The sequence below is a fragment of the Streptomyces sp. NPDC085946 genome (genome assembly GCF_044540485.1).
GTDB lineage: Bacteria > Actinomycetota > Actinomycetes > Streptomycetales > Streptomycetaceae > Streptomyces.
This window is the reverse complement of record NZ_JBITSF010000006.1, coordinates 38,709-63,300: the sequence shown is the minus strand read 5'-3', so window position 1 is coordinate 63,300 and position 24,592 is coordinate 38,709. Positions and strand designations below refer to the sequence as shown.

Sequence of the window (24,592 nt, the reverse complement as noted above, 5' to 3'; positions counted from 1 at the left end):
CGAAAAAGATTTGTACGAGACGTATCGTCTCGTCTACGGTCGGAGGCATGACCAGTCCCGCGCACATCGCCATGTTCTCCATCGCCGCCCACGGCCACGTGAACCCGAGTCTGGAGGTGATCCGCGAGCTCGTCGCGCGCGGCCACCGGGTGACGTACGCGATCCCGCCCGTCTTCGCGGAGAAGGTCGCCGCCACCGGGGCGGAGCCGCGGCTGTGGACCTCCACCCTGCCCTCGCCCGACGACGACCCCGAGGCGTGGGGGAGCACGCTGCTGGACAACGTGGAGCCCTTCCTCGACGACGCGATCCAGGCGCTGCCGCAGCTGATCGAGGCGTACGAGGGGGACGAGCCGGACCTCGTCCTGCACGACATCACCTCGTACCCGGCCCGCGTCCTCGCCCACCGCTGGGGCGTGCCCGCCGTCTCCCTGTCGCCGAACCTGGTGGCCTGGGAGGGGTACGAGGAGGAGGTCGCCGAGCCGATGTGGGCGGAGCCGAAGAAGACCGAGCGCGGCCGCGCCTACTACGCCCGCTTCCGGGCGTGGCTGGAGGAGAACGGGATCACCGAGCACCCCGACCCGTTCGTAGGCCGGCCCGCCCGTTCCCTCGTCCTGATCCCCAGGGTGCTGCAGCCGCACGCCGACCGGGTCGACGAGACCGTGTACACCTTCGTCGGCGCCTGCCAGGGCGACCGCGCCGCCGAGGGCGACTGGCGGCGGCCCGCGGACGCGGAGAAGGTCGTGCTCGTCTCGCTCGGGTCGGCCTTCACCAAGCAGCCCGGCTTCTACCGGGCGTGCGTCGAGGCGTTCGGCGGGCTGCCGGGCTGGCACGTGGTGCTCCAGATCGGCCGGCACATCGACCCGGCCGAGCTGGGGGAGGTGCCGGACACCATCGAAGTGCACTCCTGGGTCCCGCAGCTGGCGATCCTGAGGCAGGCCGACCTGTTCGTCACCCACGCCGGTGCGGGCGGCAGCCAGGAGGGCCTCGCGACCGCCACGCCGATGATCGCCGTGCCGCAGGCCGTGGACCAGTTCGGCAACGCGGACATGCTCCAGGCGCTCGGCGTCGCCCGGCACCTCCCCGCCGAGGAGGCCACCGCCGAGGCGCTGCGCGCGGCGGCCCTCGCGCTCGTCGACGACCCGGAGGTCGCCCGCCGCCTGGCGGAGGTCCGGGCGGGGATGGCCGGGGAGGGCGGCACCCGGCGGGCCGCCGACCTCATCGAGGCGGAACTGCCCGGCCGCCGGAGGGCGTAGCGCACGGCAGGGCCCGCCGGTTCCGGCAGGAACCGGCGGGCCCTCGGAAAGGGGGCGGGATCAGACCTTCAGCGGTTCGCCCTCGCCGCGTGCCCCGGGTGCCGCGACGACGGCCTCCGGCGTCTCGTCGTGCGTGAGGTCCGGCAGCCGGTGCAGCCACTTCGGCAGGTACCAGTTGCGCTCGCCGAGCAGCGCCATCACCGCCGGGAGCAGCACGCCCCGGATGATCGTCGCGTCGATGAGCACCGCCGCCGCGAGACCGACGCCCATCTGCTTCATGGACTGCATCGACAGCGTCCCGAAGATCGCGAACACGGCGACCATGATGACCGCGGCGCTGGTGACGACCCCGGCGGTGGTGACCACGCCGTGCTGGACGGCGTCCCTGGTCGTCCGGCCCCGCAGCCGCGCCTCGCGGATCCGGGAGACCACGAACACGTGGTAGTCCATCGACAGGCCGAACAGGATCACGAAGAGGAACAGCGGCAGCCAGGTGATGATCGCGCCGACGCCCTCCGCGCCCACCAGCGACGCGCCCCAGCCGTGCTGGAAGACCCCGACGAGGATGCCGTACGCCGCGCCCACCGACAGCAGGTTCAGCACGATCGACGTGACGGCGATGGTCAGCGAGCGGAACGACAGCAGCATCAGCAGGAAGGCGAAGACCACGACGAAGACGAAGACCGGGACGACCGAGCCGACCAGCTGGTCGTTGAAGTCGTGCGACCCCGCGACCTGGCCGGTGATCGGCGCCTGGAGCCCCTCGACCTTGCCGAGCATGGCCGGCCGGACCTCGTCGCGCAGCTTCTCCAGGCTCGCGCCCGCCTTGTCCTGGTCGGAGCCGCCGACCAGCGGGACGTAGACGAAGGCGACGTTCTGCGCGTCGTGCAGCTTGATCTCCACCGGGCCGCGCGAGGCGCCCGAACCGATCGCCCGCTCACGGAAGTCGGCGAGCGCCGCCTTCACCTCCGGCGCGTTGATGTCGTCCGCCTTGACGACCACCTCGGCGGGCTCCGAGCCGCCCGGGAAGGCCTCGTTGACCCGGTTGTACGTCTGGACGATCGGCAGCGAGTCGCCGAACTCCTGGTCCAGGGTGAGGTTCTGCGTCTTCATGCCGAGCGCGGGAGCGGCGACCGCCAGCAGCGCGCCGGTCGCGACGACGACCGAGACCACCGGCCTGGCGAGCACGCGCCGCAGCACCGCCGTCCAGAACCGGCTGTCGCCGCTGCCGCTCGTCCGGCGGCGGCGCAGGAACGGCAGCCGGCCCTTCTCGACCCGCTCGCCCAGCAGCGACAGCAGCGCGGGCAGCACGGTCACCGAACCGACCATCGCGACCGCGACGACCATCAGCGAGGCCAGGCCCATCGCCTCGAACTCGGCGAGCCCCGTGAACAGCATGCCCGCCATCGCCACGCACACCGTGACACCGGAGACGACGATCGCGCGGCCGCTGGTGGCGGCGGCGATCCGCAGGGCCGTCTGCGCGTCCCGGCCGGCCGCCCGTTCCTCGCGTTCCCGGCGCAGGTAGAACAGGCAGTAGTCGACGCCGACGGCCAGACCCACCAGCAGCATCACCGAGTTGGCGGTGTCGCTCATCGGCATGACGTGGCTGACCACGCCCATCAGGCCCATCGTCGCCATGATCGCGGTGATCGCGAGGAGCACCGGCAGCAGCGCCGCCACCAGCGCGCCGAAGGCGATGAGCAGAATGCCGAGGGCCACCGGCACCGCGGAGTACTCGGCCTTCTTGAAGTCGTCGCCGAACGCGTCGTCGAACGTCTTCATCATGCTGGCGCCGCCGATCTCCTCGATCCGCAGCGACCCGTGGTCCTTCTGGACGTCCTCGACGGCCTTCAGCACCGGCTCGACCCGCTCGCCCGCGGTGTCGGCGTCGCCGCGCATGTCGAACTGCACCAGCGCGCTGTGCCCGTCCTCGGAGATCGTGCCCGTGTCGTACGGCGACGCCACGTCCGTGACCTCGCCGGTCTCCTCCACCGCCCGCACGACCGCGGTGACGGCGGCCCGGAACTCGGCGTCCGTGGCCCGCATGCCGCCGTCCCTGGCCTGCACCAGCACGGTCTCGCCGGCCGGCTCGTCGATCCCCGCGTCCTCGACGATCTTCGCGGCGGTGTGCGTCTCGCCCTTGAGCTGGTCGCTGTCGCTGACGTCGACGCGGCCGGCCGCCGAACCGAGCCCCATGGCCAGGACCACGAACAGCACCCAGATGCCGACGGCCGCCCATCGGTGCCGGGCGCTCCAACCGCCGGCCCGCGCGGCGATGCCCCGCACCCGTGTATCTCCGTTCCCCATGACGGGCTGCCCCCTCGTCCGCGGTGCCGGCCCCCTGCCGCCACCCTCCGTTCCGACAGTAGGGACCGGATAAGGACATCTCGTCGTGCTGCCCGGTGACCCGGCACGGCCGTTCGTCATCCCCTCGGCCCCCGCGCCCTCAGCACTGGGGAGGACCGGAGCCCCTTACACCTATCCGGGCACCTCGGGGCCGCGCGTGAGGGACGGCCGCCGGACGGGGGTGTCCGGTCCGGCGGCGAAGATCCTCTTTGTCGTTGCACAGGCTTGTTGAATAAGTCACAGGCGCGTGAAGCGGTTGATCCACACCCCGCCGGTCGGCCAGGCTTCCGGGAGTCCGCCCCGCGCGGACGGCGGCCGTCGTGCCCGCCCCCACGGGGCACGACGGCCGCCTATCGTGGGCGGATGACGACGACATACGCGGCGCTGCTGCGCGGGATCAACGTCGGAGGCAGCAGGAAGGTCCCGATGGCGGAGCTGCGCACGCTCCTGGAGGGCCTCGGCCACGGCGGCGTCCGCACCTACCTGCAGAGCGGCCAGGCCGTGTTCACCACCGGCCGCGGCGACGAGGCGTCGCTGGCCGCCGGCATCTCCGGGGCGATCGAGCGGCACTTCGGCTTCCGCGCCGACGTGATCGTGCGCGACCACGCCTATCTGAAGGCGGTGGCCGACGCCTGCCCGTTCCCGGCCGCCGACCTGCGGCCCAGGCAACTGCACGTCACCTACTTCTCCGCCCCCGTCGACGCCGGGCGCTTCGCGGAGATCGACCGGGCCGCCTGCCTCCCCGAGGAGTTCCGGCTCGGCGACCGCGCGCTGTACCTCTACGCGCCCGACGGCCTCGGCCGCTCCCGGCTCGCCGGGCTCCTCGCCCGGCCCCGCACGACCGAGGGCCTGATCGCCACCACCCGCAACTGGAACACCGTCGTCAAGCTCGTGGAGATGACCGGTGCCTGAGCCCACCGCGGCCGTCGACGCCGCCGTCCGGCGCGAACTGGCCCTGCTCGACCCGCAGGTGCGCCGCTCGCCCGCACGGCTCGGAGCGCTGCTGCACCCCGACTTCCACGAGTTCGGCGCGTCCGGGCGGCACTGGGACCGCGCCTCGGTCATCGCCGCGCTGACCGAGGGCGGGGAGACCGGCCCGGGGACCGCGCCCGTCGTCATCTCCCGCCCGCGGGGCGTGCAGCTCGCCCCCGACGTCGTCCACCTGACCTTCGCGACCGAACACCACGGCAGGCGGGCGCACCGCAGCTCGCTGTGGCGGCTGACCGGGGACGGCTGGCTGCTGTACTTCCACCAGGCCACGCCGTTCGACGCCCCGCGGACCTGACCGCCCGGCCGGGGCCGCCCTCCGCCTCAGGCCCCCAGCGCGTCCAGGCGGGACAGTTCCTCCGGGGCGAGCCGCAGGGCCGCCGCGTCCAGGTTCTCCTCCAGGTGCGCGAGGGAGCCCGTGCCGGGTGTCGGGCAGAGCACGGGGGAGTGGTGCAGCAGCCAGGCCAGGGCGACCTGGCCCGGCGTGGCCCCGTGCGCGGCGGCGACCGAGGCGCACACCGGGTCGGCCGTCAGCGCCCCGTTGCCGAGCGGGAACCAGGGCAGGAACGCGATGCCGCGCGCCTCGCACAGCTTCAGCAACGGCTCGGAGGAGCGGTCGAGGAGGTGGTAGCGGTTCTGGACGGACGCGATGTCCGCCAGCTCCAGGGCGGCGGACAACTGCTCGGCGGTGACGGTGTCCAGACCGATGTGCCGGATCTTGCCCTCGGCCCGCAACTCCTGCAGCGCGCCCAGCTGTTCGGCGAGCGGCACCGCGGGGTCCAGCCGGTGCAGCTGGTAGAGGTCGATCGTGTCCCGCCGCAGCCGCCTCAGGCTCGCCTCGCACATCGCCCGCAGCCGCTCCGGCCGCCCGTCGACGTGCCAGGCGCGCTCGCTCGTCCGCACCACCCCGCCCTTGGTGGCGACCACCACGCCGGGCGGACCGGGCCGGAGCGCCTCGGCCACCAGCTCCTCGGCGAGCGACGGGCCGTAGTTGTCGGCCGTGTCGATCAGGGTGACGCCGCGGGCGACCGCCCGCCGCAGCACCGCCACCGCGTCCCGGGCGTCGCCCCGCGGGCCCCAGTAGCCGGGGCCGGTGAGCTGGGCCGTGCCGTAGCCGAGGCGCCGGACCGTCAACTCGCCGCCGAGCGCGAAAACTTGATCGATCATTTGCCGGAGGGTACACCCGGCTGTGCCAGGCTCGTCCCATGCGCTACATCATCATCGGAGCGGGGGCCGTCGGCGGTGCCGTCGGCGGGCGGCTGGCCCAGGCCGGGCGCGAGGTGGTCCTGGTCGCGCGGGGCGCGCACCACGACGCGCTGCGGGAGCACGGGCTGCGGCTGCGGGTGCCGGAGGGGGAGCTGACGTACCGGCTGCCCACCGTCGACGGGCCCGGGGCGCTCGGCGCGCTGCGGCCCGACGACGTCCTCGTCCTCGCCGTCAAGACCCAGGACACCGAGGCCGCGCTGCGGGCCTGGGGCCCGGCCCCGGTCGCGGGCGGCGGCACGGCGGCCGAGCGCCTGCCCCTGGTCTGCGCCCAGAACGGCGTGGAGAGCCAGCGCCTCGCCCTGCGCCGCTTCCGCCGCGTCTACGGCGTCTGCGTCTGGCTGCCGGCGACCCACGTCGAACCGGGCGTCGTCTCCGCCGCCGGCACCCCGCTCACCGGTGTGCTGCACCTGGGCCGCCACCCGCACGGCACGGACGACACCGCCCGGCTGATCGCGGCCGACCTGGAGGCGGCGCGCTTCGAGGCCCCGGTCGTGCCGGACGTGGCCCGCTGGCAGTACGCCAAACTGCTGGGCAACCTCGCCAACGCGCTGGAGGCCGTCGCCGGCGCCCGCGACGGCGAGGAGGCCCGGGCGCTGTACGCGCGGGTGCGGGCCGAGGGGGAGGCGGTGCTGGACGCCGCCGGGATCGCCCACGCGAGCCCGGAGGAGCAGCGCCGGGTGCGCGGCGACAAGATCCGGGAGGTGCCGCTGGCGGGCGCCCCGCGCGGCGGCGGCTCCTCCTGGCAGTCCCTCAGCCGCGCCACCGGCACCATCGAGGCCGACTACCTCAACGGGGAGATCGTCCTGCTGGGGCGGCTGCACGGCGTCCCCACCCCGCTGAACGAACTGCTCCAGCACCTGGCGAACACCTTCGCCCGCGAGCGCCGGGCCCCGGGCTCCCTGCCCCTGGAGGAACTGGCGCGGCTGTGCGACGAGGCCGAGCGCGCGAGCTGAAGCGGACCGCCGGACCGCGGGACCGAGGACCGGCACGGGCCGGGCGCCGGCCGTCAGGAGGGAGGACCGGAAAGCGGTCAGGCCCCGACCGCCGCCAGCACCGGCACGCGCGCCGCGTCGTACCGCTCCAGCAGCACCCGGGCGACCTCCGGCGCGGCGCCGAGCACACCGCCGAGGACGTCCGCCTCCGCCGCGCCCCGCGCGATGCGGTCCGGCAGGAAGCCGGGGGCCAGGACGTACGGGGCGACCGCGACACGGGCGCAGCCCAGCGCCCGCAGTTCCCGTACCGCGTCCTGCGTACGGGGAAGGGACGCGGAGGCGAACGCAGGCCGCACGGCGCACCAGCCGGTGTGCCGCCACTCCCGCGCGATGTCAGCGATCACTGCGATCGCCTCCGGGTCGGTGGACCCCGCCGAGGCCAGGACGACCCCGGTCGAGGACTTGTCGGCGGGGCTCAGCCCCGCCTCGTACAGCCGGCGTTCCAGCGCCGACAGCAGCAGCGGCGAGGGGCCCAGCACCTCCGCCTGGCGGATCCGCAGCTGCGCGGGGGCGTCCGCGAGGACCGCCGGGATGTCCGCCTTCGCGTGGAAGGCGCGGGTGAGCAGCAGCGGCAGGGCCACCACGTCCCGCACGCCCTGGACCGCCAGCGACTCCAGCACCCCCTGCACCGAGGGGACGTTGAAGTCCAGGAAGCCGGTCTCCACGCGGACGTCCGGGCGCAGCGACCGCACCCGGCGCACCAGGGCGTGCACGGTCGCGGCGTGCCGCGGGTCGCGGCTGCCGTGGGCGATGACGAGGAGGACCGGCTGCTGGGTCATGGCGTCAGCTCTTCACCAGCAGGCCGCGGCTGCGCAGCACCCACCGCTCCAGCGGGCTGAAGATCAGCAGGTCGATGGCGATGCCCACGATCAGGATGAGCAGGATCGCCTCGAACACCATGGCCATGTCGCTGGCGTTGCGGCCGTTCTCCAGCAACTGGCCGAGGCCCACGCCGAGGTCCGGGAAGGACGCGATGATCTCCGCGGCCATCAGCGAGCGCCAGGAGAACGCCCAGCCCTGCTTCAGGCCCGCCACGTAACCGGGCAGGGCGGCCGGCAGCACGATGTGCCAGGTGCCCTTCAGCCCGGTCGCGCCCATGGTGCGGCCGGCCCGCAGGAACAGCGGCGGGACCTGGTCGACGCCGGAGACGAGGCCGTTGGCGATCGACGGGACCGCGCCGAGCAGGATCACCGCGTACATCATCGAGTTGTTCAGGCCCAGCCAGATCACCGCCGGCGGCACCCACGCCACCGAGGGCAGCGACTGCAGTCCGGACAGGATCGGCCCGATCGCCGCCCGCACGAACTTCACCCGCGCCACCAGCAGGCCCAGCGGGGTGCCGATGAGCAGGGCGAAGAAGAAGCCGAGCAGGCCGCGCGAGACGCTGGTCCAGATGTAGCCGAGGAGCTCGCCCTCCAGCCACGCCTGCTGCACCACGTCCCACACCGCGCCCGGCGAGGGCAGCTTGCTCGGGTCGTCGACGATCTCGAACGAGACCAGCGCCTGCCACACCACCAGCACCAGGGCGATGGCGGTGAGGGGCGGCAGGACCTTCTCCCGGAGGACCTGCCCGAACGGCTTGCGGGTCTGCTGCACCGTCTCCAGCGCGTCGAGGCCCGCCTCCAGACCGGCGAGGTCGTTGCCGTCCTTGGTGGCGGCCGTCGTGTCAGTGCTGGCCATGTCGGCGGATCTCCCCCCGCAGTTGTTCGGTGATCTCGACGGACAGCTCCGCCACGGCGGTGTCCTCGATGCGGCGCGGATGCGGGATGTCCACCGTCCACTCGCGCGCGATGCGCCCGGGACGGGAGGACAGCAGGATCACCCGCTGCGCGAGACGGACCGCCTCGCGCACGTTGTGCGTGACGAACAGGACGGACACCTGCGTCTCCCGCCAGATGCGGGTCAGCTCGTCGTGGAGCACGTCACGGGTGATCGCGTCGAGCGCCGCGAACGGCTCGTCCATCAGCAGCAGGTTGCTCTCCTGCGCCAGCGCACGCGCCAGCGCGACGCGCTGGCGCATGCCGCCGGACAGTTCGTGCACCCGCTTGCCGTGGGCGCCCTTGAGCCGGACGAGCTCCAGGAGCTCCTCCGCCCGCTCGCGCCGCTCGTCCTTGGCGACGCCCCGCAGCTTCAGGGCGAGTTCGATGTTCTTGCCCGCGGTCAGCCACGGGAACAGGGCGTGCTCCTGGAACATCAGGGCGGGCCGCCCGTCCGTGGTGATCTCGCCGGCGGTGGGCCGGTCCAGGCCCGCCACCAGGTTGAGCAGGGTGGACTTGCCGCAGCCCGAGGCCCCCAGGAGGGTGACGAACTCGCCGGGCGCGACATCGAGGCTGATGTCGTCCAGGACGAGTTGCTGCCCGGCGGGGCCCGGGAAGGACTTCGAGACGTGCTCGATGCGGGCGGCGTGGGTGGCCGTCGCGGTGCCGTCGCCGGCCTTGGCGAGGGTCGTGGCCATGGTCGTCACCTCCTGGGAACGATCGGGAACGGCTTACTTCGCGCCGAGACCGGCGTCGTCGACCCGGCTCTCACCCGCGGCCGCGAGGACCTTGTTGAGCAGCGTGAGGTCGTAGATGCCGTCCAGGTTCGGCTTCTCCAGCAGGCCGGCCTTGACCGCGTGCTCCGCCTCGGTGTTGAGGGTGGCGGCCAGCGGGTCGTTGATGAAGTCGATCGACTCCCACGCCGGGTCCAGCACCTTGGCCGGCAGCGCCTTGCCGGAGTCCACCTCCAGCTGCTTGTTGGCGGACGCCTTGGCCCGGTCGGGGTTGGCCTTGATCCACGCGTTGGTCTCGACCGACGCCTTCAGCACCGCCTCGACGGCCTTCGGGTGCTCCTTGAGGAACTTCTGCGACACGATGATGTTCGTGATCACGAACTTCCCGTCGGGCCACAGCGTCTTCTCGTCGAGCAGCACCTTGCCGCCCTCGGCGACCAGCTTCGACGCGGTCGGCTCCGGCACCCAGGCGCCGTCGATCGAGCCGGCCTTGTAGGCGTCCGGGGTGACCTTGTTGTCGCTGCGGACGACCGTGACGTCGCCCTTGCCGCTCTCGGCGTCGACCTTCCAGCCCTGCTCCGTGGCCCAGTTCAGGAACGCCACGTCCTGGGTGTTGCCGTGCTGCGGGGTGGCGATCCTCTTGCCCTTGACGTCCTTCAGGGACTTGATCTTCGCCGGGTTGACGACGAGCTTCACACCGCCGGACGCCGAACCGCCGATGATGCGCAGGTTCTTGCCGGCGGACTTGGTGTAGCCGTTGATCGCGGGGGAGGGGCCGATCCAGCCGATGTCGATGGAGCCGGAGTTCAGCGCCTCGATCTCGGACGGACCCGCGTTGAAGGTGGCGTACTCCGCCTTGGTGGCGCCCAGCGCCTTCTGGAAGAAGCCCTGCTCGCGGCCGACGAGGGCGGTGCCGTGGGTCAGGTTGCCGAAGTAACCGATCTTCACGGTGTCGAGACCGTCGATCTTCTTCGCCCCGGCGGCGACTTCCTGGTTGGCGCCCTCCTCCTTGGCCTCGGAGCCGTAGCCGCAGGCGGCGAGGGTGAGGAGGGGAAGAGCGGCGAGGGCCGCTGCGGCACGGCGCAGCGAAATGGAGCGGGTGGCAGGCACGGGAGGCTTTCCTCTCGTTGGCCCGGCGGTCACGGTCTCTCAGGTCGTGGCCGGGAGATCGGCAGGTCTACGGCGGTGGGGGGTGAGGGCGCGCAAGCGGTGCGCGTACGTCAGCGCACACATCGCGCCACTCCGCCCTGCCCGCTGCCGAGGGCGCCGCTGCCGACCCGGCCGCCCTCCTTCGCGAACGTGGAGTAGAAGTCGGGGGAATTCACGTCAGAAGTCCCAACCGTCGTCGTCGGACGCGTCCTTGACCGGCTCCGGGGAGGCGAAGGACTCGCCGACCATGCCCGCGGTGAGCGTGGTGCCGTCGCTGGGGTCGATCAGGATGAACGAGCCGGTGCGCCGCGAGTCGGCGTAGGAGTCGACCGGCAGCGGTTCGGCGGTGCGGATCTTCACCCGGCCGATGTCGTTGGCGACGAGCTGTCCCGGGTGCGGGTGCAGGGACAGGTCGTCGAGCGTGAGCCGGGACGGGATGTCCTTGACGATCGCCTTGACCGTGCGGGTGCCGTGCTTGAGCAGCACGCGGTGGCCGACGGTCAGCGGCTGGTCGGCGACGTGGCACACGGTCGCCTCGACGTCCTGCGTGGTGGCGGGCGCGTCCTTGCTCGGCACGATCAGGTCGCCGCGCGAGATGTCGATGTCGTCCTGGAGCAGGAGGGTGACCGACTGCGGGGTCCAGGCGGCGTCGACCGGCTCGCCCAGCAGGTCGATCCCGGTGATCGTCGTCGTGCGGCCGGACGGCAGGACCGTCACCGCGTCGCCGACCCGGAAGGTGCCCGCGGCGATCTGGCCGGCGTAGCCCCGGTAGTCGGGGTGCTCGGCGGTCTGCGGGCGGATCACGTACTGCACGGGCAGCCGGGCGTGGCAGTGCGCCAGGTCGTGGCTGACCGGGACGGTCTCCAGGTGCTCCAGCACGGTCGGGCCGCCGTACCAGTCCATGGTCGCGGACGGCTCCACCACGTTGTCGCCGGCCAGCGCCGAGATCGGGATGGCGGTGACCTCCGGGACGCCCAGGTCGGTGGCGTACGCCGTGAACTCCTCGGCTATCGCCGCGAAGACGCCCTCCTCGTAGCCGACGAGGTCCATCTTGTTCACCGCGAGGACCACGTGCGGGACGCGCAGCAGGGCGGCGATGGCGGCGTGCCGGCGGGTCTGCTCGACGACGCCGTTGCGGGCGTCGACGAGGATCACGGTCAGCTCGGCGGTCGAGGCGCCGGTGACCATGTTGCGCGTGTACTGCACGTGGCCCGGCGTGTCGGCGAGGATGAACCGCCTGCGCGGGGTCGCGAAGTAGCGGTACGCCACGTCGATGGTGATGCCCTGCTCCCGCTCGGCCCGCAGGCCGTCGGTGAGCAGCGCGAGGTCCGGGCCCTCCTGGCCGCGGCTCGCGGAGACCCGCGCCACCGCCTCCAGCTGGTCGGTCAGCACCGACTTGGAGTCGTGCAGCAGACGGCCCACCAGGGTGGACTTGCCGTCGTCGACGGAGCCGGCGGTGGCGAACCGCAGCAGGGTGGTCGCCGAGAGCTCCTCGGTCGTGGTGGTGCTCATGCTTAGAAGTACCCCTCGCGCTTGCGGTCTTCCATCGCGGCCTCGGAGAGCTTGTCGTCGGCCCGGGTGGCGCCGCGCTCGGTGAGCCGGGAGGCGGCGATCTCGGTGATCACCTTCTCGATGGTGTCGGCGTCGGAGTCGACGGCGCCGGTGCAGGACATGTCGCCGACGGTGCGGTAGCGGACCCGCCGCTTCTCGACCGTCTCGTCCTCCCGCGGGCCGCCCCACTCGCCGGCGGTCAGCCACATGCCGCCGCGCCGGAAGACCTCGCGCTCGTGCGCGAAGTAGATCTCGGGCAGTTCGATGCCCTCGCGGGCGATGTACTGCCAGACGTCCAGCTCGGTCCAGTTGGACAGCGGGAAGACGCGGACGTGCTCGCCGGGCGCGTGCCGGCCGTTGTACAGGTTCCACAGCTCGGGGCGCTGGCGGCGCGGGTCCCACTGGGAGAACTCGTCGCGCAGGGAGAACACGCGCTCCTTGGCGCGGGCCTTCTCCTCGTCGCGGCGCCCGCCGCCGAACACGGCGTCGAACTTCTCCTGCTGGATCTTCTCCGTCAGCGGCAGCGTCTGCAGCGGGTTGCGGGTGCCGTCCGGGCGCTCCTTGAGCACGCCCCGGTCGATGTAGTCCTGCACGGAGGCGACGTGCAGCCGCAGCCCGTGCCGGGCGACCGTGCGGTCCCGGTAGTCCAGGACCTCGGGGAAGTTGTGCCCGGTGTCCACGTGCAGCAGCGTGAAGGGGACCGGCGCCGGGGCGAAGGCCTTCAGCGCCAGGTGCAGCATGACGATGGAGTCCTTGCCGCCGGAGAACAGGATCACCGGGTTCTCGAACTCTCCCGCGACCTCGCGGAAGATGTGCACCGCCTCGGACTCCAGGGCGTCGAGGTGGGACAGGGCGTACGGGCCGGCGGTCTCCTCGGAGATGGTGGCGGCGGTCGTCATGCCAGTCCCCTTTCGCTGAGCAGGGCGTACACCGCGGCGGCGGACTCCTGGACGGTCTGGTTCTGGGACTCGACGCGCAGGTCCGGGTCCGACGGCTCCTCGTACGGGTCGTCGACCCCGGTCAGCCCCGAGAGCTCGCCCGCGGCCTGCTTGGCGTACAGCCCCTTCACGTCGCGCACCGAGCACACCTCGACCGGCGTCGCCACGTGCACCTCGACGTACGGGGTGCCGTTCGCCTGGTGGCGCTTGCGCACCGCCTCCCGGCTGTCGGTGTAGGGCGCGATCACCGGGACGAGCGCCAGGACGCCGTTGCGGGCGAGCAGTTCGGCGACGAAGCCGATGCGCTGCACGTTGGTGTGCCGGTCCTCGCGGCTGAAGCCGAGGCCCGCCGAGATGAACTCGCGGATCTCGTCTCCGTCGAGCACCTCCACGCGCCGGCCCTCCGCGCGCAGCCGGCCGGCCAGCTCGTACGCGATGGTGGTCTTGCCGGCGCTCGGCAGACCGGTGAGCCAGACGGTGGCTCCGCTCGTCACGTCATTCTCCTGGGTTGCGGTGGTCTCGTCGGTGACAGGTGTACCGGCGGGAGCTGTGGACGCCGTGTGCGTTCCTGTGGACGCCGTCATCCGTGCAGTCCGCACTCGGTCTTGGCGCGGCCCGCCCAGCGGCCGGCGCGGGCGTCCTCGCCCGCCAGGACGCGGCGGGTGCAGGGGGCGCAGCCGACGGAGGCGTAGCCGTCCATGAGCAGCGGGTTGGTCAGGACGCCGTGCTCGGCGACGTACGCGTCGACGTCGTCCTGGGTCCAGCGGGCGATCGGGGAGATCTTGACCTTCCGCCGCTTGTCGTCCCAGCCGACCACCGGGGTGTTCGCCCGGGTCGGGGACTCGTCGCGGCGCAGGCCGGTCGCCCAGGCCAGGTAGCCCGCCAGGCCCTCCTCCAGGGGCTGGACCTTGCGGAGCTTGCAGCACAGGTCGGGGTCGCGGTCGTGCAGCTTCGGGCCGTACTGCGCGTCCTGCTCGGCGACCGTCTGACGCGGGGTCAGCGTGATGACGTTGACGTCCATCACGGCCTCCACCGCGTCGCGGGTGCCGATGGTCTCCTCGAAGTGGTAGCCGGTGTCCAGGAACACCACGTCGACGCCGGGCATCACGCGGGAGGCGAGGTGGGCGACCACCGCGTCCTCCATCGAGGAGGTCACGCAGAAGCGCTTGCCGAACGTCTCCGCCGCCCACCGCAGGATCTCCGGCGCGGAGGCGTCCTCCAGGTCGCGGCCCGCCCGCTCGGCGAGCGCCTTCAGGTCCTCGGTGGCGCGCTCTTCCTGCATGGCCGTCATGTCCGTGCCCCTCCGTCGTCGGCTCGCTCCAGCCCCCGGGCCAGCAGCCCGAGGAACTTCAGCGAGAAGGCTCGATTGCACGCCGCGCATTCCCACGCCCCGTGGCCCTGCTCGCCGGGACGCAGGTCCTCGTCGCCGCAGTAGGGGCAGTAGAAGGGAGCCGCACGCTCGCTCACGACAGGGCCTCCTCGCTGGCCCGGGCCGCCCAGGCGGCGAACCGCTCGCCGTCCTCGCGCTCCGCCTGGAACCGCTTCAGGACCCGCTCGACGTAGTCGGGCAGCTCCTCGGAGGTGACCTTCAGGCCGCGCACCTTGCGGCCGAAGCCCGCCTCCAGACCGAGCGCACCGCCCAGGTGCACCTGGTAGCCCTCGACCTGCTCGCCCCGGTCGTTCAGGACCAGCTGGCCCTTGAGACCGATGTCCGCCACCTGGATGCGGGCGCAGGCGTTCGGGCAGCCGTTGAGGTTGATGGTGATCGGCTCGTCGAAGTCCGGGATGCGGCGCTCCAGTTCGTCGATCAGCTGGGAGCCGCGCGCCTTGGTCTCGACGATGGCGAGCTTGCAGAACTCGATGCCGGTGCACGCCATGGTGCCGCGCCGGAAGGGGGAGGGCTTGGCGGTCAGGTCCAGCGCTTCCAGGGCGTCGACCAGCGAGTCGACCTGCCCCTCCTCGACGTCGAGGATGATCATCTTCTGCTCGACGGTGGTGCGCACCCGGCCCGAGCCGTGCGCCTCCGCCAGGTCGGCGATCTTCGTCAGGGTCGTGCCGTCGACGCGGCCGACGCGCGGCGCGAAACCGACGTAGAAGCGGCCGTCCTTCTGGCGGTGCACGCCGATGTGGTCGCGCCACTGCTGGGACGGCTGCTCCGGTGCGGGCCCGTCGACCAGCTTGCGCTTCAGGTACTCGTCCTCCAGGACCTGCCGGAACTTCTCCGCGCCCCAGTCGGCGACCAGGAACTTCAGGCGGGCGCGGTTGCGCAGCCGGCGGTAGCCGTAGTCGCGGAAGATCGAGATGACGCCCTCGTAGACGTCCGGGACGTCGTCGATCGAGACCCAGGTGCCCAGCCGCACGCCCAGCTTGGGGTTGGTGGACAGGCCGCCGCCGACCCACACGTCGAAACCGGGGCCGTGCTCGGGGTGGCGGACGCCGACGAACGCGACGTCGTTGATCTCGTGCACCACGTCCAGCAGCGGCGAGCCCGAGATGGCCGTCTTGAACTTCCGGGGGAGGTTCGAGTACGCCGGGTTGTTCAGGACCCGGCGCTTCATCTCCTCCAGCGCCGGCGTGCCGTCGATGATCTCGTCCTCGGCGATGCCCGCGACCGGGGAGCCGATCATCACGCGCGGGGTGTCGCCGCAGGCGGTCACCGTGGACAGGCCCACGGCCTCCAGCCGGTTCCAGATCTCCGGCACGTCCTCGATCCGGATCCAGTGGTACTGGACGTTCTGCCGGTCGGTGATGTCGGCGGTGCCGCGCGCGAACTCCTGGGAGACCTCGCCGATCACCCGCAGTTGGCGGGTGGTCAGCGCGCCGCCGTCGATGCGGACCCGCAGCATGAAGTACTCGTCGTCCAGCTCCTCCGGCTCCAGCACCGCGGTCTTGCCGCCGTCGATGCCGGGCTTGCGCTGGGTGTACAGGCCCCACCAGCGCATGCGGCCGCGCAGGTCGTTGGGGTCGATCGAGTCGAAGCCCCGCTTGGAGTAGATCGTCTCAATGCGTGTCCGCACATTGAGACCGTCGTCGTCCTTCTTGAACTGTTCGTTGCCGTTGAGCGGGGTGAAGTGACCCGCGGCCCACTGACCCTCGCCGCGGTGACGGCTCACCTTGCGGCGGGGAGTCGCGGCGGCAGGGTTCTGCGGGGTGGCGGCCATGGGGGACACGTCCTTCGGGACAGGCGGGAATGCGGCGCTGACCTGCGCGTACGGGCGCACGGGCAGACGTGCGCTTCGTTGCGCGGGAATGAGGCGGGAAAGGGGGTGCCGGGCGTGGCTGGAGTACTCTCAGCGCGCCGGACAGATGGCGCTGGACATGCGGCCCAGGTCGACGTGCCGCCGACTCACCAAGGCAATTCCAGTTCCAGACATGACGGAAGCGTGGCATGGCGATCTGGACACAGTCCAGCTTCGTCCATCATGCGGACACCCTTGTCTCGCAGGGCGAGACAAGGGTGTCCTTGGTCACAAGGCGTGCGGACGGTCTTGTCCGCGCAGGTCAGGAGGGGTAGGCCCCGGGCCAGGGACCCGGAGTGGCCGCGTCCGGTTCCTCCTCGACCTTGGTGTCGAACAGGGCGAAGCCCCGGCGCCGGTAGTTGGCCAGCGCGTGCTCGCCGTCCTTGCTGCAGGTGTGCAGCCAGACCCGCTTGGTCTGCGGCAGCCCCGGCCACCGGTCCGCGAGGTCCCAGGCGCGGGCCGTGCCGTACGACAGCAGGTGCCCGCCGATGCGCCGGCCCCGGAAGGCGGGCAGCAGCCCGAAGTAGACGATCTCCACCGCGCCGTCGTCCTGGGCCTCCAGCTCCACGTACCCCGCGGGCGTGCCGCGGTCGTAGGCCACCCAGGTCTCCACGCCGGGCCGCTCCAGGTACTCCCGCCACCGCGCGTACGGCCAGCCCAGCCGGTCGGTCCAGAGGATGTCGCCGCCGACCGAGGCGTACAGGAAACGGCTGAACTCGGGCGAGGGCACCTCGGAGCGGACGATCCGGACGTCCCCCTCGGGGGCGGCGGTCGGCAGGAGGTCGCCCGGCGCGGTCTGCTCCAGGGACCAGGTGGTCACGGCGATGGTGGTCATGCCGGCCAGGGAACCATCCGGCGGCGAGATCTGTCGAACGCCCGGCCGGGCCGTCAGTCCAGGGACCGGCCCACCGAGGCCAGCGGCAGCGCGAAGAGCATCCGGCCGGACTGGGACCAGACCTCGCCGGTCTCCTCCCAGTAGGACAGGGGCGAGGCCCCTCCGCTCCAGCAGCGGCGCGTCCCGTCCGCGCCGCACCGCGCGGCCCGCGCGCCGTCGGTGTCCTGCCGCCAGAGCGTGCCGCGCCCGTCCGGGTCCCCGGCCGCGCGGGCCAGGTACCAGTCCGACCCGTACGACAGCACCCCCGCGACCTCGGGCGTCCTCGTCTCGTACGCCTCCAGCGCGGGGGCCTGTCCGGCCGCGTCGGTGGCGAGCAGGCCGGAACGGGCCGGGTCGTCGCTGAACGGGTAGCGCCACAGCCGGGTCGGCCGGTCGTGGTCCGCGGGCACCCGCTCGCTCGCGACCAGACTGTCGGGCGCGGTGCTGCGGTCGAGGGAGATGCCGCCGAGCCGGGGGGCGTCCGCACCGCCGGGCAGCCGGTAGGAGGCGACGGCGGGCAGCACGAACCGCGAGCCGGCCGCCGACCAGCCGCCGGCCACCCGGCCGACGGCGCTCGCGTCGACGCCGGCCCGGTGCACGCGGTGCACGTCGTACACGTACAGCGTCCCGCCGTCCGGCCCGCCGGCCGTGACCAGCAGCTTGTCCTGGTACCAGACCATGCCGGTCACCGGGGAGCGCAGCTCCCGGTAGTCGCGGCCCTCGTCGACGGGGACGGCGAGCAGCGCCCAGGCGTAGGAGAGCCGCGCCGGGTCGTCCGCGTCGATGAACGCGACGCGGGCCGTGCCGCCGGCGTCCGGGCCGTCGCCGCGGGACCACGCGGAGAGGATCACCCGCTTCCCGCCCCAGCGGCCGTCGTCGTCGGCGTCCCCGGAGGTGGTGACCGCGCCGGGCCGCAGGCCGCGCGTGTCGGCCTCCGCCCAGCAGTACGCGCGCGTGGCGGCCGGTTCGACGGGCAGGGCGTCCCGGTCGGCGCGCGGGCAGTCGGCCGCCTCGCGCAGGCGGCGGTCGGTGCCGGCCAGGACGGCGGCGGCGTCGACGGGCCGGCCCATCGCGGAGGAGAGCCGGTCCAGCCAGGGGCCCGGCACCCGCTCCTCGGCCAGCCGCAGCGCGGAGGTCGCGGTGGACCGGGTGAGCGGCTTGAGCGCCCCCGGGTCGTCGGCGACGGTGGCCTGCGAGGTGCTGATCAGGGTGGCGGCGCCGGTGAGCGCGAGGGCGGCTCCGGCCAGCGCGGCGCGCAGCGCCCTGCCCCGCCTGCGTCGACGGTGTCTGCCGCGATGCTTCATGACATCCTCCCGAGGCGGGCCAACTGCGCCTTTTGATCCGCGGGTTGACCGAGGAGCAGGTGGGGTGACCCGTAGGGGATGCTACGGCAGGCGGGCGGCGCCCGGGCCGCGGACCCGCAAATACGCCGAAGGTGCCACCCTTCGCCACCCCGTACGCATGTCCGACGCCGGGGCCCATGTCGGGTTCCCCGCCGGGTGCCTGCCTGCCGGGTGCGGGGCCGGGTCCGGTGCCGGGCACGGGTCAGGGGGCGCGGACGCCCGCCCGCCGGTTCGCCACCGCCGCCGAGTGGGGCAGCAGGTCCGCCGGGTCGTCGGGCACGAGCACCTCGACGTCCGCGTCGTCGCGGAACCGGTAGGGCCGGTGCTCCAGCAGTCCCCCGAGGTACCGCCTCACCCGCGACATCTCCGCCCGCACCGTCACCGTGCGGGCCGGGTCCCCGAACACGTCCGCGGCCAGCTCCGCGGCGCTGCGCCCGGAGCGGTGCACGGCCAGCAGGTACAGCAACTCGGCGTGCCGCGGGCTCAGTTCCCGCGACCAGCCGCCCGCGGCGCCGGACACCTCCACCGACCAGCGGCGCGCGTGCCCGAGGTCCAGCACGATCCGGGTGGCGCCGCGCGGCACCGGCTCGTCGGCGGGCCGCACCAGCCAGCCCCCGGCCAGCGGCTCCACCGAGCACAGCCCCAGCGCCGGCAGCCAGGTCCGGCCCGGGGACGGCGACTTGGGCAGCGCGACGCGCTTCGTGTACGGCATCCCGGTCAGCGCGGCGGTCCAGCCGTCCCGGTCCACCACCAGGGCCCGCCCCGTGAGCCGGGCCAGCACCGGCGCCGCCACCGCGCGCAGCCGCTCCAGCGACTCCAGGTGCATCTCGCGCAGCCGCGCCTCGGCCAGCTTGGCCACCGAGTCGACCCAGGCGAGCGTCGCCGGGTGCATGGTCTCCAGCGGGCCGCTGACGTCCACCACGCCGATCAGCCGGCCGTCGCGCGGATCGGTGAGCGGGGCGCCGGCGCAGGTCCAGGCGGCGTGCGAGCGGACGAAGTGCTCGGCGGCGAACACCTGGACGGGACGGCGGGTGACCGCGGGCGTGCCCACGCCGTTGGTGCCGACGACGTCCTCCCGCCAGTCCGCGCCGAGTTCGAAGCCGAGGCCGTCCGCCTTGCGCAGCACCGGCGCGCTGCCCTCGCGCCACAGCACCCGGCCCTCCTCGTCCGCGACCACCATGATGTGGTGGGCGACGTCCGCGACCGACAGCAGGCCCTCGCGCAGCACCGGCAGCACGTGCCGCAGCGCCGACGTCTCGCGCCGCCGCTGCACCTCGTCGCGGGGCAGCAGTCCGGAGCGGAAGTCGTGGTCGGGGTCGACGCCGCTGCGCAGCATCCGGGCCCAGGACTGCCCGATCACCGGCCGCGGCGCCACCGGGGCGCGCCGTCCGGACAGGGTGGCGGAGCGGACGTCGCTGAGCACCCGGGCCGCACGCGCCGTGTCGACGGCGGCGAGCTGCGTCACGTCCATCGGCGAGAGCGCCACTGGTCCTCCTGGAACGAGGGCTCGGAGGGCAGCACTGGTCGTCACGGCCGGCCGCCGCCCCCGAGGTCCGTGCTGATCCGACTGTGCGTCTCATACTGCCGTCTGCACGGGTCCGCCAGGCACAGTCCGCACACAGTCACCAGCAAGTTGCAACCCCCTGCAACCCTGGTGGACGGCCCCGCGGTGTTTGAAACTTGAGCGACGCCGTCCCGAGCGGCGTCCACGGCTCGAACGGGCCAGTGCGGCGGGGGTGGTGCCGTGTCGGCGCAGCACCACCCCCGCGACCCGTGCCCGGGGCACCGGTCGCGCCCGCCGTGCGCGCGGGTCAGGACACCGGCCGTGCCCGTTCCACCAGCGAGGCCAGGTCCAGGGTGTGCGGCAGGGTGCCGAAGGACGAGCCCGCGTCGCCGGCGAGGCGGCCGGCGCAGAACGCGTCGGCGACCTCCGGCGGCGCGTACCGGACGAGCAGGGCGCCCTGGAGCACGAGCGCGAGCCGCTCCACGAGCCGCCGCGCCCGCCCCTCGACGGCGTCCAGGTCGGCCAGGTCGGTCAGCAGGTGCTTGATCGCGGCGTCCAGCCGGTGATCGGCGCCGCGCGCCCGCCCGACCTCCCGGAGGTAGGCGTCGAGGGCCTGCGGCTCCCGTTGCAGCGCGCGCAGCACGTCCAGCGCCTGGACGTTGCCCGCGCCCTCCCAGATCGAGTTCAGCGGCGACTCGCGCACCAGCCGGGGCATCCCGGACTCCTCGACGTACCCGTTGCCGCCCAGGCACTCGGCCGCCTCCACGACGAGCGGGGCGCAGCGCTTGGTCACCCAGTACTTGGCGGCCGGGAGCGCCAGCCGCAGGAACGCCCGTTCCTGCTCGCCCCCGTCGTCGTACGCCGCCGCCAGCCGCAGGGCCAGGGTCGTCGCCGCCTCGGACTCCAGGGCGAGGTCGGCGAGCACGTTGCGCATCAGCGGCTGGTCGACGAGCCTGGCGCCGAACGCCTCCCGGTGCGCGCAGTGGTGCACCGCCTGCGCGACGGCCTGCCGCATCAGGCCCGCCGAGCCGAGCACGCAGTCCAGCCGGGTGGCCGCCACCATGCCGATGATGGTGCGCACCCCGCGCCCCTCCTCGCCGACCCGGCGCGCCCAGGTCCCGTCGAACTCGACCTCGGCGGAGGCGTTGGAGCGGTTGCCCAGTTTGTCCTTGAGGCGCTGGAGGAGGAACGTGTTGCGGGTGCCGTCCTCCAGCACCCGCGGCACCAGGAAGCAGGTCAGGCCCTCCGGTGCCTGGGCGAGCACCAGGAAGCCGTCCGACATCGGCGCCGAGCAGAACCACTTGTGGCCGGTCAGTTCGTAGGCGCCCTCCTCGGCGAGCGGCCGGGCGGCGGTGGTGTTGGCGCGGACGTCGCTGCCGCCCTGCTTCTCCGTCATGCCCATCCCGAACAGCACGCCGGCCTTCTGCCGCGCGGGCCGCAGTTCCCGGTCGTACACCGTCGAGGTCAGCCGCGGCTCCCACTCGGCGGCGAGGGCCGGGTCCGTGCGCAGCGCGGGCACCGCCGCGTGCGTCATCGACAGCGGGCAGCCGTTGCCGGCCTCGACCTGGGTCCACAGCAGGAACGCGGCGGCCCGCCGGACGTGCCCGCCCGGCCGGTTCCAGGCCGCCGTCAGCCCGGCCGAGACGCCCTTGCCGAGCAGCCGGTGCCAGGCCGGGTGGAAGTCGACCTCGTCGACGCGGTGGCCGTAGCGGTCGTGGGTGCGCAGCCGGGGCGGGAACTCGTTGGCCTGGGCCCCCCACTCCTGCACCTGGGCCGAGCCGCAGCTGCGCCCGAGCCCCGACAGTTCGGACCGCGCCTCCTCGCGCAGGGCGGGGTCCAGGTGCCGTTCGACCGCCGCGACCAGGGCGCGGTCGGCGGTGAAGACGTCGTAGCCGGCCAGCGGCGGGGGCTGATTGGTCACCGAGTGGGTGCTGCGTGCCATGTCTGCGAACGTACCCCGCGGTAGGCCATGCATCCCAGGGGCGGGACGGCCCGGCTCCGCCTGCGGGGTGAGGGCGGCCCGCGGCGGCGGATACCTTTAGGGCGTGCAGCCAGCAAGCGATATCCCCGACAGGCCCTCCGGCCGCCTCCACCGGGCCCGAGCCCTCTACCGGAACGTCTCCAAACGCCGGACCGCCTGGCTGTTGCTCAAGGACACCGTCAACTCCTGCATCGAGTACCGGATCCTGGGCCTGGCGGCCGAGGCCGCGTTCTTCACGCTGCTGTCGGTGCCGCCGCTGCTGCTGAGCATGATCGGCCTGCTGGGGTACGTCGACGCCTGGACCGGCGCCGACACCATCCAGAGCCTGCGCAACAACCTCCTGGAGGCCTCGCGCACGGTGCTGTCCGACCGCGGCGTGCGCGAGATCGCGGAGCCGATCCTGCACGACGTGATGAAGGGCGGCCGGGTCGACGTCATCTCCCTCGGCTTCCTGATCGCGCTGTGGTCGGGGTCCCGCGCGGTGAACGTCTTCATCGACACCATCACCGTGATGTACGGCCTCGACGGCGTCCGGGGCATCGTCAAGACCCGCCTGCTGGCCTTCCTGCTGTTCATCGTCGCCCTGCTGATCGGCTCGGTCGCGCTGCCGCTGATGGTGGCGGGCCCGGACGCGGTGGTGGACATCCTGCCCTGGTCGACGACGGTGGTGCAGGTCCTGTACTGGCCGGTGGTGATCCTGCTGTCGATCGCCTTCCTCACCACGCTGTACCACGTCTCCGTGCCGGTGCGCTCCCCGTGGATCGAGGACGTGCCCGGCGCGCTGGTCGCCCTCGGCATGTGGGTGCTGGGCAGCTTCCTGCTGCGGATCTACCTCCAGAACACCATCGAGGGCGCCACCATCTACGGCTCCCTCGCCGCCGCCGTCGCCGTGCTGCTGTGGATCGGCGTGTCCGCCTTCGCGGTGCTCGTCGGGGCCGCGGTCAACGCGGCCATCGACCGGGTCTGGCCGGCCGCCGCCACCGCCGCCGCCCGCGAGGCCAACGAGCGGCTGCGCCGGGCGCAGGTCGCCGAGTACGTGGCCCGTGCCGCGGCCGCCGGGGAGGCCGACCCCGACATGCCGTCGGAGTTCCCGGAGCGGTGGTCCCGCTTCCTGCCGCCGGAGGACGTGACGGCGCGGCTGCGGACCCACGTGAAGAGCACGCACGTGAAGAACACGCACGTGAAGACCACGCCGGGCGACCGGGGCGAGGAGCCTCCGGCCGGGAAGTGACGGGCGCCGGCTCGGCGGCGCCACAGGGGCGCCGGCCGGCGCGAGCCCCTCGCCGGGCGGGCGGCTGCCGGACGTCCTGCCGGCGCCCCCGCCCTCGCGTCGAGGGGCGGGGCAGGCCGCTCATGCCGCGGGAGGACGCCGGGGCGGGCCGGACGCCGTCCCGGACCGCCCGCCCGGCCCGCCGGTGATCGCCGCGCCGCGGCCGGCGCGGCGGCGTCTTCGCGCCGTGCACCCGCCCTGCCGCGTTCCGGCGGGCGCACGGAACCGGGCCGCGGGAGGACCGGGCCGGGCGGCGGGAGCACCGGGCTGGACCGCGGGAGCACCAGGCTGGACTGCTGGAGGGCCGGGTCGGGCGGCGTAGCCTGGCGTACGTGTATGCGGAGCGGGCGTCGCGGCTGGCCGGTGCCGTCGTCTGGACCAACACCCCGTCCGGGCCCGGCGCGGGACGGGTACTGCCCGACGGCTGCATGGACCTGCTGTGGCACGAGGGACGCCTGCTCGTCGCGGGCCCCGACACCCGCGCGCACGTCACCGGCGGGGCGCCCGCGACCTGGGCCGGTGTCCGCTTCTTCCCCGGTACCGCCCCCGCCCTGCTGGGCGTCCCCGCGCACGAGCTGCGCGACCGGCGCGTGCCGCTCGCGGACCTGTGGCCCGCGTCCCGGGTGCGCGGCCTGACCGCCCGGGTGAACGCCGCCCCCGACCCGGCGACCGGGCTGGAGGAGCTGGCGCTGCGCCGGGCGGCCGGGACGGACCCGCCGGACCCGCTGCTGCGGCGGGTCGTCGCGGCCCTCGCCGCGGGCCGCCCGGTCGCCGCGACGGCCGACCGGCTCGGGCTGGGAGCGCGCCAGTTGCACCGCCGCTCGCTGGCCGCGTTCGGGTACGGCCCCAAGACCCTCGCCCGGATCCTGCGGCTGCGGCGGGCCCTGGCCCTGGCCCGGGCCGGGGTGCCGTTCGCCGAGACGGCGGCCCGGTCGGGCTACGCGGACCAGGCCCACCTCTCCCGTGAGGTGCGTGAGTTCACGGGACTGCCGCTGCGGGACCTACTGGCCGGCGAGCGGCGCGAACAGGTCGACGCCGTTGCCGTCCGGGTCGTGCACGGTGGCGTACCGCTGCCCCCAGAAGGCGTCCCAGGGCTTGAGCTCCCCGTGGTACCCGGCGCCGACCAGCTCCTCGTACAGCGCGTCGACCTCCGCGGGCCCCTCGCAGCGCAGCGCCAACGAGGCCCGGCCGCCGCCGGAGGGCGGCCGCCACCCGGGGTGGAAGGAGCGGACGGTCTCCTCGGTGTCCAGCAGCAGGCGCAGCCCGCCGGGCAGTCCGGCCTCGGCGTGCGGCGCGTGCTCGGAGCCCGCCGGGAAGGGCAGTCCGAGGCGGCGGTAGAAGGCGACGGAGGCGGCCATGTCGGAGACGACGAGGCCGATGGCATCGAATCGTGCGGTCATGCGGT

22 protein-coding genes and 2 pseudogenes are annotated in these 24,592 nt (G+C 73.6%); 6 read left to right on the top strand and 18 right to left on the bottom strand.

What is annotated here, in order from left to right; genetic code table 11:
- Positions 1–10 precede the first annotated feature (10 nt).
- Positions 11–1,253 (top strand): annotated as a pseudogene (gene mgt / locus ACIF8T_RS14585) (macrolide-inactivating glycosyltransferase).
- A 60-nt stretch (positions 1,254–1,313) separates the two neighbouring features.
- Here the strand turns inward: mgt and ACIF8T_RS14580 are convergent.
- The gene (locus tag ACIF8T_RS14580; RefSeq protein ID WP_400034826.1) at positions 1,314–3,563 is read right to left on the bottom strand and encodes an MMPL family transporter; all 2,250 of its coding nucleotides are present in this window, start codon (positions 3,561–3,563) and stop codon (positions 1,314–1,316) included.
- A 402-nt stretch (positions 3,564–3,965) separates the two neighbouring features.
- Here ACIF8T_RS14580 and ACIF8T_RS14575 point away from each other — a divergent pair, with 402 nt between their 5' ends.
- Positions 3,966–4,514, top strand: a complete 549-nt coding sequence (locus ACIF8T_RS14575) for a DUF1697 domain-containing protein (protein WP_400034824.1) — start codon at positions 3,966–3,968, stop codon at positions 4,512–4,514.
- Complete coding sequence (locus ACIF8T_RS14570) at positions 4,507–4,887, top strand: DUF4440 domain-containing protein (protein WP_400034822.1); 381 nt, start codon at positions 4,507–4,509, stop codon at positions 4,885–4,887. The genes ACIF8T_RS14575 and ACIF8T_RS14570 overlap by 8 nt, the downstream gene beginning before the upstream one ends.
- Positions 4,888–4,913: 26 nt before the next feature.
- On the opposite strand, the gene ACIF8T_RS14565 is transcribed toward ACIF8T_RS14570, so the two are convergent.
- Positions 4,914–5,756, bottom strand: coding sequence for an aldo/keto reductase (locus tag ACIF8T_RS14565; protein ID WP_400034820.1), 843 nt, complete (start codon positions 5,754–5,756; stop codon positions 4,914–4,916).
- Between the two features lie 38 nt (positions 5,757–5,794).
- On the opposite strand from ACIF8T_RS14565, the gene ACIF8T_RS14560 reads away from it, so the two are divergent.
- On the top strand, positions 5,795–6,808 hold the full coding sequence (locus ACIF8T_RS14560) for a ketopantoate reductase family protein (RefSeq protein ID WP_400034818.1): 1,014 nt from the start codon (positions 5,795–5,797) through the stop codon (positions 6,806–6,808).
- A gap of 77 nt (positions 6,809–6,885) precedes the next feature.
- Here ACIF8T_RS14560 and ACIF8T_RS14555 read toward each other — a convergent pair whose 3' ends face one another.
- The 15 genes from ACIF8T_RS14555 to ACIF8T_RS14485 form a co-directional block, all read right to left on the bottom strand.
- Positions 6,886–7,626, bottom strand: coding sequence for a sirohydrochlorin chelatase (locus tag ACIF8T_RS14555; protein WP_400034816.1), 741 nt, complete (start codon positions 7,624–7,626; stop codon positions 6,886–6,888).
- 4 nt (positions 7,627–7,630) lie between these two features.
- Positions 7,631–8,527: an ABC transporter permease gene (locus ACIF8T_RS14550; protein WP_400034814.1), complete on the bottom strand. Its 897-nt coding sequence runs from the start codon at positions 8,525–8,527 to the stop codon at positions 7,631–7,633.
- Positions 8,514–9,302 carry an ABC transporter ATP-binding protein gene (locus ACIF8T_RS14545; RefSeq protein ID WP_400034812.1) on the bottom strand — a complete coding sequence of 263 codons (789 nt, stop codon included), beginning with the start codon at positions 9,300–9,302 and terminating at the stop codon, positions 8,514–8,516. The genes ACIF8T_RS14550 and ACIF8T_RS14545 overlap by 14 nt, the downstream gene beginning before the upstream one ends.
- A gap of 33 nt (positions 9,303–9,335) precedes the next feature.
- Positions 9,336–10,448: an aliphatic sulfonate ABC transporter substrate-binding protein gene (locus tag ACIF8T_RS14540; protein ID WP_400034810.1), complete on the bottom strand. Its 1,113-nt coding sequence runs from the start codon at positions 10,446–10,448 to the stop codon at positions 9,336–9,338.
- A 216-nt stretch (positions 10,449–10,664) separates the two neighbouring features.
- Positions 10,665–11,999, bottom strand: coding sequence for a sulfate adenylyltransferase subunit 1 (locus ACIF8T_RS14535; RefSeq protein ID WP_400034808.1), 1,335 nt, complete (start codon positions 11,997–11,999; stop codon positions 10,665–10,667).
- 2 nt (positions 12,000–12,001) lie between these two features.
- A complete protein-coding gene (gene cysD / locus ACIF8T_RS14530) occupies positions 12,002–12,937 on the bottom strand; it encodes a sulfate adenylyltransferase subunit CysD (RefSeq protein ID WP_400034806.1) in 936 nt (311 codons plus the stop codon).
- Positions 12,934–13,560, bottom strand: a complete 627-nt coding sequence (gene cysC / locus ACIF8T_RS14525; protein WP_400034804.1) for an adenylyl-sulfate kinase — start codon at positions 13,558–13,560, stop codon at positions 12,934–12,936. The genes cysD and cysC overlap by 4 nt, the downstream gene beginning before the upstream one ends.
- A complete protein-coding gene (locus ACIF8T_RS14520) occupies positions 13,557–14,267 on the bottom strand; it encodes a phosphoadenylyl-sulfate reductase (protein ID WP_400034802.1) in 711 nt (236 codons plus the stop codon). Before ACIF8T_RS14520 ends, cysC begins: the two co-directional genes overlap by 4 nt.
- Positions 14,264–14,443, bottom strand: a complete 180-nt coding sequence (locus ACIF8T_RS14515) for a hypothetical protein (protein WP_400034800.1) — start codon at positions 14,441–14,443, stop codon at positions 14,264–14,266. The genes ACIF8T_RS14520 and ACIF8T_RS14515 overlap by 4 nt, the downstream gene beginning before the upstream one ends.
- Positions 14,440–16,137: a nitrite/sulfite reductase gene (locus ACIF8T_RS14510; protein ID WP_400034798.1), complete on the bottom strand. Its 1,698-nt coding sequence runs from the start codon at positions 16,135–16,137 to the stop codon at positions 14,440–14,442. The genes ACIF8T_RS14515 and ACIF8T_RS14510 overlap by 4 nt, the downstream gene beginning before the upstream one ends.
- A 129-nt stretch (positions 16,138–16,266) precedes the next feature.
- Positions 16,267–16,350: a putative leader peptide gene (locus ACIF8T_RS14505; protein WP_310591794.1), complete on the bottom strand. Its 84-nt coding sequence runs from the start codon at positions 16,348–16,350 to the stop codon at positions 16,267–16,269.
- A 127-nt stretch (positions 16,351–16,477) separates the two neighbouring features.
- On the bottom strand, positions 16,478–17,050 hold the full coding sequence (locus tag ACIF8T_RS14500) for a GNAT family N-acetyltransferase (RefSeq protein WP_400034796.1): 573 nt from the start codon (positions 17,048–17,050) through the stop codon (positions 16,478–16,480).
- 53 nt (positions 17,051–17,103) lie between these two features.
- Entirely contained in the window at positions 17,104–18,393 is a 1,290-nt protein-coding gene (locus ACIF8T_RS14495; protein WP_400034794.1) for a hypothetical protein, read from the bottom strand.
- A gap of 241 nt (positions 18,394–18,634) precedes the next feature.
- Positions 18,635–19,903, bottom strand: a complete 1,269-nt coding sequence (locus tag ACIF8T_RS14490; RefSeq protein ID WP_400035321.1) for a GAF domain-containing protein — start codon at positions 19,901–19,903, stop codon at positions 18,635–18,637.
- A gap of 340 nt (positions 19,904–20,243) precedes the next feature.
- A complete protein-coding gene (locus ACIF8T_RS14485) occupies positions 20,244–21,878 on the bottom strand; it encodes an acyl-CoA dehydrogenase family protein (RefSeq protein WP_400034792.1) in 1,635 nt (544 codons plus the stop codon).
- Between the two features lie 103 nt (positions 21,879–21,981).
- Here ACIF8T_RS14485 and ACIF8T_RS14480 point away from each other — a divergent pair, with 103 nt between their 5' ends.
- Together ACIF8T_RS14480 and ACIF8T_RS14475 are read left to right on the top strand one after the other, a co-directional pair.
- Entirely contained in the window at positions 21,982–23,148 is a 1,167-nt protein-coding gene (locus ACIF8T_RS14480; protein ID WP_400034790.1) for a YihY/virulence factor BrkB family protein, read from the top strand.
- 371 nt (positions 23,149–23,519) lie between these two features.
- Positions 23,520–24,200, top strand: a pseudogene (locus ACIF8T_RS14475) (helix-turn-helix domain-containing protein); the annotation flags it as partial.
- Here ACIF8T_RS14475 and ACIF8T_RS14470 read toward each other — a convergent pair.
- Positions 24,189–24,587, bottom strand: coding sequence for a VOC family protein (locus ACIF8T_RS14470; protein ID WP_400034788.1), 399 nt, complete (start codon positions 24,585–24,587; stop codon positions 24,189–24,191). The pseudogene ACIF8T_RS14475 and the gene ACIF8T_RS14470 overlap by 12 nt on opposite strands.
- Positions 24,588–24,592: the final 5 nt, after the last annotated feature.